The sequence below is a fragment of the Anaerococcus sp. HMSC068A02 genome (genome assembly GCF_001811125.1).
Taxonomy (GTDB): Bacteria; Bacillota; Clostridia; order Tissierellales; family Peptoniphilaceae; genus Anaerococcus; species Anaerococcus vaginalis_C.
Genome location: NZ_KV803771.1, coordinates 119171 through 135489 on the forward strand (window position 1 = coordinate 119171; position 16319 = coordinate 135489).

The 16319-nt window shown below is 26.8% G+C and carries 16 protein-coding genes; all 16 read left to right on the plus strand.

From position 1 onward, the window contains the following. Nucleotides 1-7 precede the first annotated feature (7 nt). The 16 genes from HMPREF2782_RS07730 (at nucleotide 8) to rsmA (ending at nucleotide 16273) form a co-directional block, all read left to right on the plus strand. Entirely contained in the window at nucleotides 8-1237 is a 1230-nt protein-coding gene (locus HMPREF2782_RS07730; RefSeq protein WP_070642027.1) for a glycosyltransferase, read from the plus strand. A gap of 12 nt (nucleotides 1238-1249) precedes the next feature. After that, a complete protein-coding gene (locus HMPREF2782_RS07735) occupies nucleotides 1250-2218 on the plus strand; it encodes a glycosyltransferase family 2 protein (RefSeq protein ID WP_070642030.1) in 969 nt (322 codons plus the stop codon). 2 nt (nucleotides 2219-2220) lie between these two features. After that, complete coding sequence (locus HMPREF2782_RS07740) at nucleotides 2221-3642, plus strand: O-antigen polysaccharide polymerase Wzy family protein (protein ID WP_070642032.1); 1422 nt, start codon at nucleotides 2221-2223, stop codon at nucleotides 3640-3642. 34 nt (nucleotides 3643-3676) lie between these two features. Continuing rightward, entirely contained in the window at nucleotides 3677-4495 is an 819-nt protein-coding gene (locus HMPREF2782_RS07745) for a LicD family protein (RefSeq protein ID WP_070642035.1), read from the plus strand. Then, complete coding sequence (locus HMPREF2782_RS07750) at nucleotides 4485-5978, plus strand: lipopolysaccharide biosynthesis protein (protein WP_070642038.1); 1494 nt, start codon at nucleotides 4485-4487, stop codon at nucleotides 5976-5978. The genes HMPREF2782_RS07745 and HMPREF2782_RS07750 overlap by 11 nt, the downstream gene beginning before the upstream one ends. 236 nt (nucleotides 5979-6214) lie before the next feature. After that, nucleotides 6215-6898: a YveK family protein gene (locus tag HMPREF2782_RS07755; protein WP_070642041.1), complete on the plus strand. Its 684-nt coding sequence runs from the start codon at nucleotides 6215-6217 to the stop codon at nucleotides 6896-6898. Further along, the gene (locus tag HMPREF2782_RS07760) at nucleotides 6899-7519 is read left to right on the plus strand and encodes a CpsD/CapB family tyrosine-protein kinase (RefSeq protein ID WP_083304907.1); all 621 of its coding nucleotides are present in this window, start codon (nucleotides 6899-6901) and stop codon (nucleotides 7517-7519) included. Nucleotides 7520-7905: 386 nt separating this feature from the next. Then, a complete protein-coding gene (locus tag HMPREF2782_RS07765) occupies nucleotides 7906-9060 on the plus strand; it encodes an iron-containing alcohol dehydrogenase (RefSeq protein ID WP_019118711.1) in 1155 nt (384 codons plus the stop codon). Nucleotides 9061-9393: 333 nt separating this feature from the next. Further along, nucleotides 9394-9597 (plus strand): helix-turn-helix transcriptional regulator, encoded by a 204-nt coding sequence (locus HMPREF2782_RS07770; protein WP_019118710.1) that lies wholly within the window; start codon nucleotides 9394-9396, stop codon nucleotides 9595-9597. Between the two features lie 9 nt (nucleotides 9598-9606). Further along, a complete protein-coding gene (locus HMPREF2782_RS07775; protein ID WP_070642045.1) occupies nucleotides 9607-10023 on the plus strand; it encodes a histidine kinase in 417 nt (138 codons plus the stop codon). Between the two features lie 233 nt (nucleotides 10024-10256). Further along, a complete protein-coding gene (tyrS, locus tag HMPREF2782_RS07780) occupies nucleotides 10257-11522 on the plus strand; it encodes a tyrosine--tRNA ligase (RefSeq protein WP_070642047.1) in 1266 nt (421 codons plus the stop codon). A gap of 138 nt (nucleotides 11523-11660) precedes the next feature. After that, a complete protein-coding gene (locus HMPREF2782_RS07785; RefSeq protein ID WP_004839451.1) occupies nucleotides 11661-11870 on the plus strand; it encodes a TOBE domain-containing protein in 210 nt (69 codons plus the stop codon). Between the two features lie 320 nt (nucleotides 11871-12190). Continuing rightward, nucleotides 12191-14128 (plus strand): methionine--tRNA ligase, encoded by a 1938-nt coding sequence (metG, locus tag HMPREF2782_RS07790; protein WP_070642048.1) that lies wholly within the window; start codon nucleotides 12191-12193, stop codon nucleotides 14126-14128. Further along, on the plus strand, nucleotides 14128-14892 hold the full coding sequence (locus HMPREF2782_RS07795) for a TatD family hydrolase (protein ID WP_070642052.1): 765 nt from the start codon (nucleotides 14128-14130) through the stop codon (nucleotides 14890-14892). Before metG ends, HMPREF2782_RS07795 begins: the two co-directional genes overlap by 1 nt. Before the next feature lie 5 nt (nucleotides 14893-14897). Further along, entirely contained in the window at nucleotides 14898-15428 is a 531-nt protein-coding gene (rnmV, locus tag HMPREF2782_RS07800) for a ribonuclease M5 (protein ID WP_070642055.1), read from the plus strand. Next, on the plus strand, nucleotides 15425-16273 hold the full coding sequence (rsmA, locus tag HMPREF2782_RS07805; protein ID WP_070642058.1) for a 16S rRNA (adenine(1518)-N(6)/adenine(1519)-N(6))-dimethyltransferase RsmA: 849 nt from the start codon (nucleotides 15425-15427) through the stop codon (nucleotides 16271-16273). Before rnmV ends, rsmA begins: the two co-directional genes overlap by 4 nt. Nucleotides 16274-16319 lie beyond the last annotated feature (46 nt).

Below are 16319 nucleotides of genomic sequence, written 5' to 3' on the forward strand. Positions count from 1 at the left end.
AGTAATAATGAAAAGACTTTGCCTTTTTACAAATGAATTTCCTTATGGAAATTGGGAAGCATATTTAGAAACAGAAGTCAAGTATTATGATAAATTTGATGATGTTCTTATATTTTCACTACAACTTAGAAAAGATCATTCAAAAAAAATAAGAAATATAGACTGTAAAGCTGAAATATATCCCATATACTATGCTTCTAAATTAACTTATTTCTTATATTCATTTGTTTCTTTATTTGATAAAAATTTATATAAGGAGTTGGGTAATCTAATTAGAAACAAAAGGTTTAATTTTAAAAGGCTTGTTCAGTTATTTGTTTTTGTTAGTAGGTCACATTACGAAGCAAATAAAATTTTAAGTAAATATTCTAAGAAAGATTTAGACAATAGCATTTTTTACTCATATAGATTTGAGTATCAACCATATGTGGCGTATTTAGTTAAAAAGAAATTAAATTTAAATTCAAAAATAGTTTGCAGAGCTCATAGATTTGACTTATATGAAGAAAAAAGACCTACTGAATATATTCCTATGAGAGAAATATTGCTATCTTTATTAGACAAGGTATATCCTTGTTCAAATGATGGTTCGAATTATTTGAAAAATAAGTTTATTAATTACTCAGATAAAATAGAAACAAAGTTTTTGGGGACAATTGATTATGGTGAACAACATTATATTAAAAGTGATAAAATAAGACTTGTAAGTTGTTCTAATGTAGTTCCTGTAAAAAGGCTTAATCTAATTATAGAAGCTTTATCACTAATAAATTCTATTGAAATAGAATGGACGCATTATGGAGATGGTCCTGAGATGGATAAGATAAAATCTCTTTCAAAGAAATTGAGTAATAATATAAAAGTAAATTTTAAAGGTAATGTTTCAAATCAAATATTGATGAAGGAATATAAAGATAATTGCTACGATTGGTTTATAAATGTAAGTACATCAGAAGGAATACCAGTTTCTATCATGGAAGCTATGTCTTTTGGAATACCTTGTATAGCTACAGATGTAGGTGGAACTAGTGAAATAGTAGATAATAAAAATGGTTTTCTAATTGATAAGGATATAAGTAACAAGAAGTTAGCTGAACTAATTTATTATATTTATGAATTAAGCTATGAAGAATATATACAGTACAGATTTTCAGCAAGAAATACTTGGCTAAATAAATATAATTCTGATAAAAATTATAAAAAATTTATATCTGAGCTTATATCTGAAATAAATTAATGGAGATATATTTTGAAAAGAAATTTTTTATGTATAATTGTTCCAGTATATAATGTAAGTAAATATCTAAATAAATGCATTGATTCGTTATTAAATCAATCCAATAAAAATTTTTTTATTGCATTAGTGGATGATGGTTCTACTGATGATAGTGGTTTAATTTGCGATAATTATGCAAGGAAATATCCTGATATTATAAAAGTTTACCATAAAAAAAATGGGGGACTTTCTGATGCAAGAAATTATGGTGTAAAAAACACTGATTCAGACTACATTATATTTGTTGATTCAGATGATTATGTAGGATCTGATTTTGTAAATGATTTTTACCAAGCACTTATTAAATATGAAGCTGATATGGTAGTAATACCTTTAGTAAAGGTTTTTCCTGATGGTAAAACTATATTAAATAGTTTAGATAATGATTTAGTTATGGAAAAATATGATGCACTTGAAGTTATGAGCTATGAAAAAAAATTTGGTAGCTATGCTGTAAGCAAAATGATAAAGAGAGATATAGTGGAGAAGTATCCATTTCCTGTTGGCAAACTATTTGAAGATTCATATACAACATATAAGTATATAATGGAATGTGAAAAAATTGTTTGTTTAAAAGAATCAAATTATTTTTATCTTCAAAGATATGGAAGCATTCAACGAAGTGATTTTTCTTTGAAACATTTTGACTTAATATATGCAACCAAGGAAATGCTTGAAAACTATAAAAAATTCAATTTTCCTGAAAAGAATATTAATGGAGCTATTTATAAATTATTTAAATCTTGTCACATTACACTTCTTCATTCTCTAAATTCTAAATATTATGATGAGGTATTTAATTTAATTAAATTAACTTTAAAGCCATATCAAAAAGATATTTCAAAATTAAATATTACGTTTAAGGAAAAAATTATTTTTAAGTTTCTTTTGAAATGTAAATTCCTATATAAATTAATGTACAAATTGAAAGAGAGAAATTAAAAATGCAATTAAAATTAAAAAATATTCTTATTATTTTTTTGAATATATTTTTTATAACCTTATTTATCATATTTAAACCAGGTTTTTTGATATCCATGATATTTTTAGTTTGGATTAATTTAATGATTTATTCTCTTTTAAATTTAAAATGTAGAATTTCATTGTTTACTTTTGGATTTTGTTTTTTTAATTTTCTATTAGGCAGACAGTTTTTAGAAAAATTTTTTTCTTATAAAGTAGAAGATTTTTCAAAGAAAACAAATATGCATGCAGAATTAGCTATTTTAATTAGTCTTATTACTATTTTTATATTTTATATTTTTTTTAGTAAGGAGAATAAAAACAATATTGATAAAACTAATAATATAAATTCAACAAGGACAAATATTATTAGAGATATATCGAAAAAATTGTTTTATTTATCAAATTCTCTTGGTATAATCAATGCTTTAATTAAATCATATCTAGCAATAAGTAACGGTTATTATAGTACTTTTACTGGAGATGGGATTTCAATTCAGCAAAATAATATTATTATATATGTATTTGATAAGTTTGAGCAGATGCTACCTATATTTGTAGCTATATTTTTTGCAACATTACCAAAGAAAAAACAATGCAAAAAGATAATATTATTTTATTTGATTTATTTGATCTTAACAATTTTTACAGGTCATAGATCAAATTTTATTGTTGGTATTTTATGGATAATAGTATATTTGGTATACAGGGAAAATAATAGTGAAGAAATATGGATTGAAAAGAAATATTTAGTAGCTGCTTGTCTATCTTTTCCATTATTTATAATTTTACTAGGTGTTGTAGGACAATTAAGAGCTGGTTTAAATGTAAAAAATTTCAATGTATTTAAAATTTTTATTGATTTTTTCTACGATCAAGGCGTAAGTATTAATGTTATAAAAAGATCTTATAATTTATCAGAACTTTTAAATTCGGATAGATATTATTCATTAAGTTTTATACCAGAAAGTATAATTGGAAGGATGCTTGGTTTTAAGCAATATGTAGGAAATACAGTTGAACATGCTCAAAAAGGATATAATTTATCACATACTTTATCTTATGCATTAATGGGAAATAAGTACTTAAATGGTGTAGGTACAGGTACATCTTACATAGCTGAACTAAATCATGATTTTGGGTATGTAGGTGTTTTTTTTGGTAACATTTTATATGCTTGGTTACTCGCTATGTTTAATAGAGTTAAAGCTAAAAAAATTTATTTTAAAGCGGCAATTTTCCTTATAATGAGACAACTTTTATGGAGCCCTAGAGGAAATTTTTCAGATGTATTTTTAATATTGTTACAACCTTTCCCAATATTAGCTGTTTTATTTACTTATATAGTATATTCAGCAGCAATAAAAAAATTTAAATTAAAAAAATTATATAGATATGATTAAAATGTAAAAAATATGAACTTTTTTGGAGCAAATTATGAATAACAAACTTGAATTGAATGACAGCCAAATTCATCAAGAATTGCTAAACTTATTATATACAATAGATCAATTCTTAAAAAAAAATCAAATAGAATATACAATTTCTTACGGTACTTTACTAGGTGCTGTACGCCATGAAGGATTTATACCATGGGATGATGATATTGATCTTTGTATGAAAAGATCTGAATATAATAAGTTGATTAATATTTTAAAAGATAAAAATAGAATAGGGAAAAATTTATCAGCTGAAGGCGCTTGCTTAGGAAACTCGGATATTCCATTTTTAAAGATAATTAATAAAAAAGTCGAAGTAATAGAAATAGTAAATGGTGGTTTTAGTAAAGATTATTTATGGATTGATATTTTTCCGGTAGATTATGTACCAGAAAGATTACAAAAATTATATTTTATTTACATATATCAATTTCTTAGGAGATGTTATTATTTTTCCAGATATTATGAAAGAGGATGGCAAATAAATGCGAAAAAATGTTTATTAAATACACTGATAAGAAGATATGCAATTAATAAAGGTTCAGCTTATTTTGCCAAGAAATTAAATAGTTTTTCTGAAAAATCTAAAAAGAGTAATTATATAGCAAACAATGTATGGGGAACAAGTGGAAAAAAAGAAGTAATACCAGCAAAACTATTTGAAAACTTTAAAGATTATAAATTCGAAGATATTACTGTAAGAGGTGTATGTGATTATGATACTTACTTGAAAGTTAACTATGGAAATTACATGAAAATTCCAAAGAAAGAAGATAGAATTAGTCATGGATTGAGGGCGTGGAAAAATGAAGAATAAAATTACATTATTAAATTCAATATCTGCTTTATTTTTACAAGTAGTAACTATAATAAGTGGTTTTATAATTCCTAAAATAATATTATTATATTTTGGATCATCTGTTAATGGTCTTGTTTCTTCAATTTCTCAATTTTTAAGTTATATAGCTTTGATTGAAGGTGGTGTAACTGGAGTAATATATGCTTCATTATATAAGCCTTTGTTAGATAATGATAAAACAAAGATAAGTAGGATATTGGTTACATCAAAGATATTCTACAGAAGAATAGGGTATATTTTTATGGCTTATTCATTAGTATTAGCTGTAATATATCCATTATTTATAAATAAAGATTTTGATTTTTTATTTGCTTCAGGGTTAACTATAGTTTTATCAATAACATTGCTTATACAGTATATGTTTTCGCTTACATTAAAAACACTTTTGGTAGCAGATAAGAAATTATATATAATATCTTTCACTCAAGTAGGAATAATTATACTTAACATAATTTTTACTTACATTAGCGCAAGGATATACCCTAATATACATATTTTAAAATTTATTAGTGGAATCATGTATGTATTTCAACCACTAATTTATGCTAAATATGTAAATAAAAACTACGATATATCATGGAGTGAAAAACAAGATAATACTTTACTTAAAGAAAGATGGAATGGATTTGCAATTAATGTTGCAAATTTTATTCATACAAGTACGGATATAACAATACTAACCATCTTTACAAATTTAAAGATAGTTTCAGTTTATTATGTATATTCACTTGTTATAAATGGTTTAGGTAGTCTGGTAAAATCTATATCTTCAGGTATAGAGCCAACTATTGGACATTCTTATGCTAAAAATGATTCAAACGATATAAATTTCAAAATGGATCTGTATGAGTTTGTTATATTCTTTTTAGTTGGATTTTTGTTTACAGTTGCCTCAATTCAAATTACTCCTTTCGTTATGGTTTATACAAAAAAAATAAATGATGCGAACTATTGTCAGCCAATATTTGGATATGTAATAGTACTTGCTGAAGCTTTATATTTATTAAAGTATCCACATTTAAGTATTGCATATACAGCAAATAAATTTAAAGAAATAACAGTACCTGCTTTTATAGAGGCTTTTATTAATATAGTTATTTCAGTAATAATAGTTAATAAAATTGGATTGATAGGTGTTGCTATTGGAACAGCTATAGCTATGTTATACAGAATGATTTTTCAAGTAAGATATACTAAAAAAATATTGCCAAATAGAAAGCCACGTATATATTATAAAAAACTTATAATAATAAGCATTGCTACAATAGTAGCAATTTTAATGTGTAATTTAATAAGAATTAATGAAGAAAATTTTGTAAATCTTATATTGGGAGCTAGTATACACAGTTTAATAGTTTTGATTGTATATTTTATAACTGCTTTTTTATTCTTTAAAAGAGAGTTTAAATTCCTAATATCATATATAAAGTTAAAAAATTAAATAAATTTATATCGGCTCGTATATGAGCTGATATTTTTATATAATTAATTTTATAGAGTTATTATTTAGATTTATATTTTACTATAAGAATAAACATAAGATATATTGTAAATTTAAGGATTATGTATTGACATTTGTTTATATAATAAAGTAAAATATTATACGATTACTTATGTATATTATAAAATTTAGATAAAAAAGAAATTTATAAAATTATTATTACGAAAGGAAAATATATGAACGAAGAAATAGATTTATTTGAACTTTTAGAAATTTTTAAAAATAATTTTGTTAAAACCTTGATTATTAGTATTATTTTATCTTTAATAGGTAATATTTCCTTATCATACTTTGTAAATCCACAATATGAATCAAAAGGTTCAATCATTGTTAATATAAAAGAAGATACAAATGAATTAAATTCTACAGCAGATAATTCTCAAAAAGAGTTAAAAGCAATTAATAATTATGCTGAACTTTTGAAAACAAGATCAGTCGCAGAGCAAGTAATAAAAAACTTAAATATAAATTTGGGATATAAAGAATTTGAGGATAATGTTAATATAGATGTAAAATCTAATACACAGATAATTGAAATAAGTGCTGTTAGTAAAGATGCTGAAATTGCTGCATCTATTGTAAATGAATTATGTAAAGTTTCCAAGGATAATATTGATAAGTTAGAAGAAATAGAATCTGTAAAAATCTTAGATAAGGCAATAAGAGATGAAAATCCAAAAACGCCTAGTCTTAAGAAAATTACAGTTTTAATATTTGCATTAGCTTTCATAAGCATTAATATTATATTGTTACTTGTATATATGAAAGATCCAATAATCAAATCAGAGAAGGATCTTAGAGAAGTATTAGATATTCCATATTTAGGATCTTTACCAGAAAGAAAAGATAGGAGAGGTTAGATGAATAATCTTGAAATAAATAATAGCATAGATTTTTATAAAGAATCAATTAGATTTATTAGAACTAATATTTCTCATAAAAACTCTGATAAAATTATAGCAATAACTTCTTGTAAGGAAAATAAAGGAAAAATTGAGTTAGTTTATTATCTGAGTAGATCTTTTTCTAAAATTGGAAAAAAAGTTGTTCTTTTAGATTTGAATTTAAAAGAAAATGAATTATCAAAAATATTACCATTTAAGAATCAAAAGGGAATAATTGAAGATATAATAGCTAATAAAAAAGATTTAAAATCTTGCTTGATAGAAGATGATAATTGTGATAAATTAAATATCTTAATTTCAGGTATTAATACAGATGAATCATCAGAAATATTAGATTCAGAAGATATGAGATTGTTATTAAAAAAACTTAGTGATATTTATGATTATGTTATAATTAATACTCCTCCAGCTGGAATTTTTGCTGATGCAGCAATAGTATCTACTATGGCAGATGGAATAGTAATTGCAGTTAAATCAAATTCGACAACCACTGAAGAGTTACTAAAAACAGTTGATAATCTCAGAAAAGTTGATGCTAATATAATAGGAACTGTTTTAATTGATAATAAATATTAAAAATTATAAGGTAATTGTATTATCTTTATTTATAAAATTAAATATAATATCAAACTAACTATAAATAGATGTTAACAAATAATTTGTAAGCGTTACATCTATTTTTTTGTTTATTTTTATTATAATTTTAATAATCTATTTCTATTAATATAGTTTAGATTTTAATACAACTATAGATTTAAATATTTTTATCATATTTAAGCCGTATTATATCCTATTAAATGAATAGAAAAATTTAGATTTTTTAAGTATTCTGATAAATTTTAATAATGTTATTCATATAACAAAAATTATCTGTTAGATAAAAATAATGTTGACATTTAAGGGCAATCTCATATAATGATAGTGATAAAAGATTAACAAAGAAAATTTATAAGGAGAAAATTATGACTATTACAACATTTCAAGTTCCTAGAACTATTGTTCACGGTGTGGACAGTCTTGAATATTTAAAAAATTTAGAGGGCAAGAAAGCTGTTCTTGTTACTGGTGGACATTCTATGAAAAAATTTGGTTTTTTGGACCAAGCTAAAAAATATTTGGAAGAAGCTGGTATGGAAGTTATGATTCTTGATGGTGTTGAACCTGATCCTTCTGTAAAAACTTGTCTTGAAGGTGGCAAAAAAATGGAAGAATTTGGTCCTGATTGGATTATTCCAATTGGTGGTGGCTCTGCAATGGATGCTGCAAAAGCTATGTGGATATTCTATGAACATCCTGGATATAGTTTTGAAAAATTGGCAGCTTTTGATAACCCACCACTTAGAACAAAGGCAAAAATGGCTTGTATTCCATCAACATCAGGAACTGCTTCAGAAATCACAGCATTTTCTGTTATAACTGATACAGAAAAAGAAATTAAATATCCATTGGTTCATCCTGATTTTGTTCCAGATGTAGCAATTTGTGATCCGGTTATTGCAAGCAAAATGCCACCATTAATTACAGCTCAAACAGGAATGGACGTTATGACTCACGCAGTTGAAGCTTTCGTTTCAACAGCAGCAGATGATTATACATCTCCACTTGCAATCAGAGCAATTGAGCTTGTTTTTGGAAATCTTAAAAAAGCTTATGACAATGGCGAAGATATAGATGCTAGAGAAAAAATGCACGATGCATCAACTCTTGCAGGAATGGCATTTTCAAATGCATCACTTGGAATAGTTCACTCAATGGCTCACAAAATCGGAGGAATTTTCCACTTAACACACGGAGAAGCAAATGCAATTATGCTTCCATACATCATTGATTACAATAGAAAATCAACAGATAGATATGATGAATTAGAAAAAATCCTAGGAATTGATGATATTGCAGAAGAAATCAGAAAATTAAATGCTTCTGTAGGACTTACTGCAAATATAAAAGATGGCAAAAACACTGTAATTGAAGAAGATAAATTCTTAGAAGTTTTGGATAAAATGAGTGAAAATGCATTCAAAGATGCTTGTACTTTGACAAATCCAAGAGAAACTTCTCCAGAAGATATTAAAAAAATCTATGAGGCTGCATATTACGGCAAAAAAATAGATTTTTAAGCTAAAAATAATTACAAAAAAATATAAATCGATTAGCAAAAACAGGAGCGAAAGTTCCTGTTTTTATTTTTTTTAGTTTTGAGCAGAGATTTTTTTCTAAAGGATTTTGTGAATAATTGGATAAAATTAATAAATGATATCTCTCGACCAAACGAAACTAAGTGGAGTGCGTGGAGAGATCTCTTTTGTTTTTTGGATTTTATTTTACTTTATCAATGAAATTAAAGTTTTTACCTATTAAAATTATATTTTTTTAAATTTTACAAAAATTTATTATTATGGTACTATAAATGTAACAAAAAATGTACTAAAAATGTAACCAAGGATTTTGATATGGAAGTTGAGATTGAAAATAGGATTAGGGAATTTAGGAAAGAGAAAAATCTTTCTCAGCACAAATTGGCAAAGCTTGTTGGGCTTAAAAGAAGGTCGATTATGGCTTATGAAAATAATACTATTAGTCCAAGTCTTGAAACTGCCTACAAAATTTGCAAGGTTTTGGATAAGGACATCAAAGAGGTTTTTATTTTTAAATAAGGAGAGAAAATGGGATTTTTATTTAATGATGTGAATGAATTTAGGGAAAAAATATATGAAAAATTCAAAAATACTGACTCGTATTTATTTGCTATTAAACATAATTCAACTGGCAAGGGATTTTTGAAATTATTTTTTAGTAATTTGTATAACACAGTAGATTCTTCAAGGACCTTTCTTTTGCATTTTAATGAGAAGGGAGTTTTTGAAAAGGAAATTTCAAATTCTACTAAGGGCGATTTTATTCTTATGCCTTGGGATGAAATTGAAGTTTTTGAAATCGTTGAAGAATCTAGAAAAGCTTTTATAAAATTTCCTCATTTGGGTAAAAATATTTCTTATGAGATTGATTTTGATGGGAAAATGAATGTTGATAATAGGAAAAATTTTGAAAATTTAAAGGAAAAATCTTGGTATAGATTATAAATTTTTTGAAAAATTTGAAAAAATCAAGCAATATTGTATAATTAATTTTAAGTAAATAGGACTTATAGGGTTTACAGTAGGAAAAATTTGGGATAATTTTTTTGAAATTACAAAATTCTTTGTCCAAAGTTGGCTTTCTACTTAGTGAAAGTGTGGAGTATAAAAAGAAGTGGTACCGCATCAAGATGCCTTCTTATACTCTTTTTTTGTACTTAAAAATAAAGGAGAAAAAAATGAAATTTCAATACGAAAAAGAATATGATAATGTATTTGATGAATTAAAAGATCGTGGATATTTTGAGGCTGCAACTGATGAAGAAGAGTTGGCTGAAAAATTAAAAAATGAAAAATTAACTTTTTATTGTGGCTTTGATGCAACTGCTGATTCTTTAACAGTAGGTCATCTTATCCAAATTATGGTTATGATGAGAATGCAAAATTATGGCCACAGACCAATCGCTCTTCTTGGTGGAGGAACTACAATGATTGGGGATCCTTCTGGAAGAAGTGATATGAGAATGGTTATGACAAAGGAGAAAATTAACCACAATGCAAATTGTTTTTATAAACAATTTCAAAGATTTTTGGAATTTGAAAATGAGGGAGAAGATTCTGGCGACAAGGCTATAATTGAAAATAATGCAAATTGGCTTTTAAATCTTCCTTTTATAGATTTTCTAAGAGATGTTGGATCAAATTTCCTTGTAAATGAAATGCTCAAAAAAGATGCCTACAAAAATAGGATGGACAAGGGTCTTACATTTTTTGAATTTTCATATATGCTTTTGCAATCTTACGATTTTCTAGAACTATTTAGAAGACACAATTGTACTTTGGAAATTGGTGGATCTGATCAATGGTCAAATATAATCGGTGGTTATGATTTGATTAGAAAAAAAGAAGACGCAAAAGTTTATGGAATGACTTTCAAATTACTTACAACTGCTGATGGCGTAAAAATGGGCAAAAGTCAAAAGGGAGCTGTTTGGCTTGATGAAGAAAAAACTTCAGCTTATGAGCTTTTCCAATACATGAGAAATGTTGACGACAGGGACGTAGAAAAATTTCTTTTGATGTTAACTTTCCTTCCAACTGCTGAATGTAGAAAATTAGGAAACGGCAAAGATGCAAAAGAAATTAATCATGCAAAAGAAGTTTTGGCATTTGAAATTACAAAATTAATTCACGGAGAAGAAAAAGCAAAAGAAGCCCTAGAAGCATCAAAAGCTTTGTTCTCTGGAGCTGGAGATGAATCAGCAATGCCAACAACTGAAATAGAAAAAGAAGAACTCCCAATGGGAATATTAACCCTACTTACAAAGTTAGGATTAACAAAATCAAATTCTCAAGCAAGAGATTCAGTAAAGGGCGGTGGAGTAAGCATAAATGATGAAAAAATAACTGACCCAAGATTTGAAATAAATGAAGACTTGTTTGAAGATGGAAAAATAATTGTAAAAAAAGGCAAAAAAACCTTCCACAAGGTTACAATAAAATAAGAATAGAGCTTAGACGAATACAAGTTTAGATAATATTTTATTTTAAAATAAAATTAAGCAGTAGCATTTTTTGAAAAAATTTATATCAGGAAATTTGGGGTATAATAATTTAGAAAAATAAAATTTAAGGAGAACATTATGAAAATTTCAGCTAGAAATACAATCAAAGGAAAAGTAGTAGAAGTTGTTGAAGGTGCAGTTAATGGAATTGTTAAAATCGATATAGGAAACGGAACTATAATCACATCATCTATTACAAACAACGCTATCAAAGAACTTGGTCTTGAAGAAGGCAAAGAAGCTTATGCTGTAATTAAAGCAAGCAACGTTATGGTAGCTGTTGACTAATAAATAATAAATAAAGACAAATTTGCTTTTCTAATAAGAAAAGCATTTTGACCTATTACCAGAGTGAGCATTAAAGCTTACTCTGGTTTTTTTGTGCTTTTTTTATTTCATATTTTTCTAATTGAATCCAATAATTTTTTCTTCTAATTTAAAGTTATATTTTCTTATAAATATTTTTTACAATTTTAATTTTAAATTCTGTTTTATATTTTGCCAATTTTTTCTTATATATTTTAAATTGGAAAAAATAGACAAAAACGCTATAATATAGGTATATATAAAAAGAAATTTAGTTTTATTAATTTTAAAAAGGAGAATTTATGGATAAAAAAGCTTATTATATAACAACGCCAATATATTATCCAAATAGCAACCTTCATATTGGTAATGTTTATACTTCAGTTATTGCTGATGTTTTGAAAAGATATAAGGCACTCAGGGGATTTGATGCTTATCTTACAACTGGAACTGACGAACACGGTCAAAAAATAATGAATGCAGCTCTTTCTCATGGATCTGAGCCTCAAGAATTTGTTGATAGAATTGCAGGAGAAACAAAAGTTTTGCTTAAAAAACTTGATATTGATTATGATTCATTTATTAGGTCAACTGATCCAAAACATGAAGAAAATGTAAAAAATATTTTCCAATATTTGTATGATAAGGGAGATATTTACAAGGGCCATTATGACGGATATTATTGCGAATCTTGCGAATCTTATTTTACTGAAAGCCAACTTGATGATGGAAATTGTCCTGATTGTGGCAGAGGAGTTAATCATCGTAAAGAAGAATCATATTTTTTTAGACTTTCAAATTATACTGACAGATTAAAGGAACTTTTCAAAGACCATCCAGAATTTCTTGAGCCAAAATTTAGGCAAAATGAAATGTTAAATAATTTTATTGACAAGGGACTTGAAGATCTTTCTGTATCTAGAAATACTTTTGATTGGGGTGTTGATGTTCCTTTTGACAATGAACACGTTGTTTATGTTTGGATTGACGCCTTATCTTGTTATTTGACAGCTATTGGTTATGGTTATGATATGGAAAAATTTAATAAATATTGGCCAGCCGGTGTTCATTTAATTGGAAAAGATATTGTAAGATTTCATACAATAATTTGGCCAGCACTTTTGATGGCTTTAGATATTCCACTTCCAAAAAAAGTTTTTGCTCATGGTTGGATTTTGTTTGACAATGACAAGATGAGTAAATCTAAGGGAAATATTATGTATCCAGAGCCACTTGTAGAATTGTATGGAACAGATTCTTTGAAATATTTCCTACTTCGTGAATTTAATTTTGGAGCTGATGGAAACTTCCTTTCAAAGAAATTTATGGATAGGTACAATTCTGACCTTGTAAATGATTTGGGAAACTTACTTTCAAGAACCGTTTCAATGATTTCAAAATACAATGATGGAATTATTAAAAAAGGCTTGGAAGAAGATGAAATTGATGGCGAATTGATTGCCTTGGCTGAAAAAACTTATGAAGATTTTACAAAATTAATGGATGAATTTAAGTTTAATGAGGCTTTGGAATGTTTGTGGAATCTTGTAAGAAGATCAAATAAGTATGTTGACCAAACTGAGCCATGGATTTTGGGTCGTGAAGAAAAATATGACAGATTAAATACAGTTTTATATAATCTTGCCGAATCTTTAAGAATTATCGCTCAAATGCTTGAGCCTGTTATGAGAAATACAACAGAAGAAATTTTAAAACAATTGGGAGTAGAAAATCAAGGTTTTGAATCTGCTCATAAATTTGGTTTGATTAAAGAAGGAACTAAAGTTAGTAAAGGCGAAAATTTATTTAACAGACTTGATACAGAAAAAGAACTTGAAAAACTTCATGCCTTAAATAATAAACTTGTTGAGAAAAGACTTGGAGTTAAAAAGGAAGAAAAAGAAGAGGAAAGCCAATCAAAATCACAAATTAAAATTGATGATTTTGACAAACTTGACCTTGTTGTAGGAAAAATTTTGGAAGTAAACGACCACCCAGATGCCGATAGACTTCTTGTTTTTAAAGTTGATATTGGGAGTGAAACAAGAACAATTGTTTCAAGCATAAAAGAATTCTACAAAAAAGAAGAATTAGTTGGCAAAAATATTGCTGTAATCAAAAACTTAAAACCTGTAAAAATGAGAGGGATTTTATCAGAAGGAATGCTTCTTGCTGCAGGAGATGATGCAGTTTTACTTACAACAATCAAAGACTGCAAACCAGGTACGGTGATTTCTTAATGAAATTAATAGATTCACACGCCCATTTAACGAGTGATGATTTTAATGAGGACAGATCTTTTCTTATAAAGGATCTGTCTAATTTTGCTGTAAAATATGTGATAATGCCGGCTTGCGATTTAGAAGATTCAATTGATGTTTTAAATCTTTCAAAAAAATATGACAATTTATTTGCCCAAGTTGGTTTTCATCCTCAAAATATAGATTCTTTTAAAGATGGAGATATAGAAAAATTAGAAGATTTGGCAAAAAATCCAAAAGTTGTAGCAATTGGAGAAATAGGACTTGATTATTATTGGCAAGATGACAACAAGGATGAGCAAAAAGAAATTTTTATCAAGCAGTTAGATCTTGCAAGAAAATTAAAGCTTCCAGTCGTAATTCATTCCAGAGATTCGGTTGATGATTGTTTGGAAATTTTAAAAGATTATCCGGATTTAAAAGTTCAAATTCACTGTTTTTCTTATTCATATATCCATCTTATGGAATGTATGAAAAGAGGATATTATATTTCAATTGGTGGAGTTGTAACTTACAAAAACGCTGACAATGAAAAAAATGCAGCCATAAATGTAGATTTGGATAAGCTCATGCTTGAAACAGATTCCCCATATCTTTCTCCAGAACCTTACAGAGGAAAGAGAAATGATCCGAGAAAAATTGTGGAAGTTGCAAGAGAAATTGCAAATCTTCGTGGGATTAAATTATCAAAACTTGCAAAAAGAACAAGCAAAAATGCTATGGAATTTTTTAATATAAAGTAGGTAATATGATAAAAGAAACAATAGTAGTTGAAGGAAAAGACGATATAAGTAATATAAAATCAGCAGTTGATTGCGAAATCATTGCGACAAACGGTCTTGCTTTTGGAAAAGATTTGATTGAAAAATTAAAAGAAATTGACAAAAGGTGTGGAATAATAATTTTTACCGATCCGGATTTTGCAGGAAAAAAAATTAGGGCAAAAATTTCCAAAGAAATTCCAAATGCTAAGCACGCCTATCTAGATAGGAAAAAAGCAATCAAAAAGGGAGATTTGGGAGTAGAAAACGCCTCAAAAGAAGATATAATTGATGCACTCAAAAACGCCCACGCCTCAACTTGTCAAAAAAGAGAAGAATTTACCATGAAAGACCTTTTGGACAATAATCTTACCCTTACAAATGACAGCAGAAACAGAAGAGAAAAACTTGGCGATATTTTATCCATAGGATATTTTAATTCCAAGCAACTTTTATCAAAACTAAATTCCTTTGGCATAAGTCGAGAAGAATTTGAAAGTGCGGTTGAAAAATTATGAAAAAATTATATTCACCAAAAACAATAAAATTAATCCAAGACCTTTACGGTTTTAAATTTAGCAAATCTTTAGGACAAAATTTTTTGGTAGACAAAAATTTTGTTGATAAAATTATAGACTTATCAGAAGTAGATGGCGAAAATATTTTGGAAATTGGGCCGGGGATTGGAACAATAAGCCAAGAGATTGCAAAAACTTGCAAAAAACTTGTTGTAATAGAAATAGATAAGACTCTTATTCCAATTTTAAATGACAATCTTGGCGAATTTTCAAATGTAGAAATAATAAATGCAGATATTTTAAAAACTGACCTTGAAAAAATTGCCAAAGAAAAATTTGATGGAGAAGATTTTAAAGTTGTTTCAAACTTGCCATATTATATAACAACTCCAATAATTGAAAAATTATTTGAAGAAAATCTTTCATGCAAGGACATGACAATTATGGTCCAAAAAGAAGTGGCAGATAGGATGAAAGCAGATGAAAAAAGCAAGGATTATTCATCACTTTCAGTTTTTATAAAATATTATGCAGAAATTACAGGTCAATTCAAGGTACCAAAATCAGTTTTTATGCCCCAACCAAAAATAGATTCCCAAGTTTTAAAATTAAATTTGAGATTGTATGATAAAAATGTTAATACAAATACCCTATTTAATGTAGTAAGAGCAGGCTTTAATAAAAGAAGAAAAACCATATTAAATTCCCTATCAAGTGTGATAGAAAAAGAAGATTTAAAAGAAATATTGGGAAAATTAGACTTAAAAGAAAATCTCAGAGCAGAAAATCTTTCCCTTGACGATTTTATAAAAATAGCCAATGAATTTGAAAAAATAAAAGGGTAGATTGAAAGAGATTATCATTTGAGTATAATAATGATGTTAGAAAAAT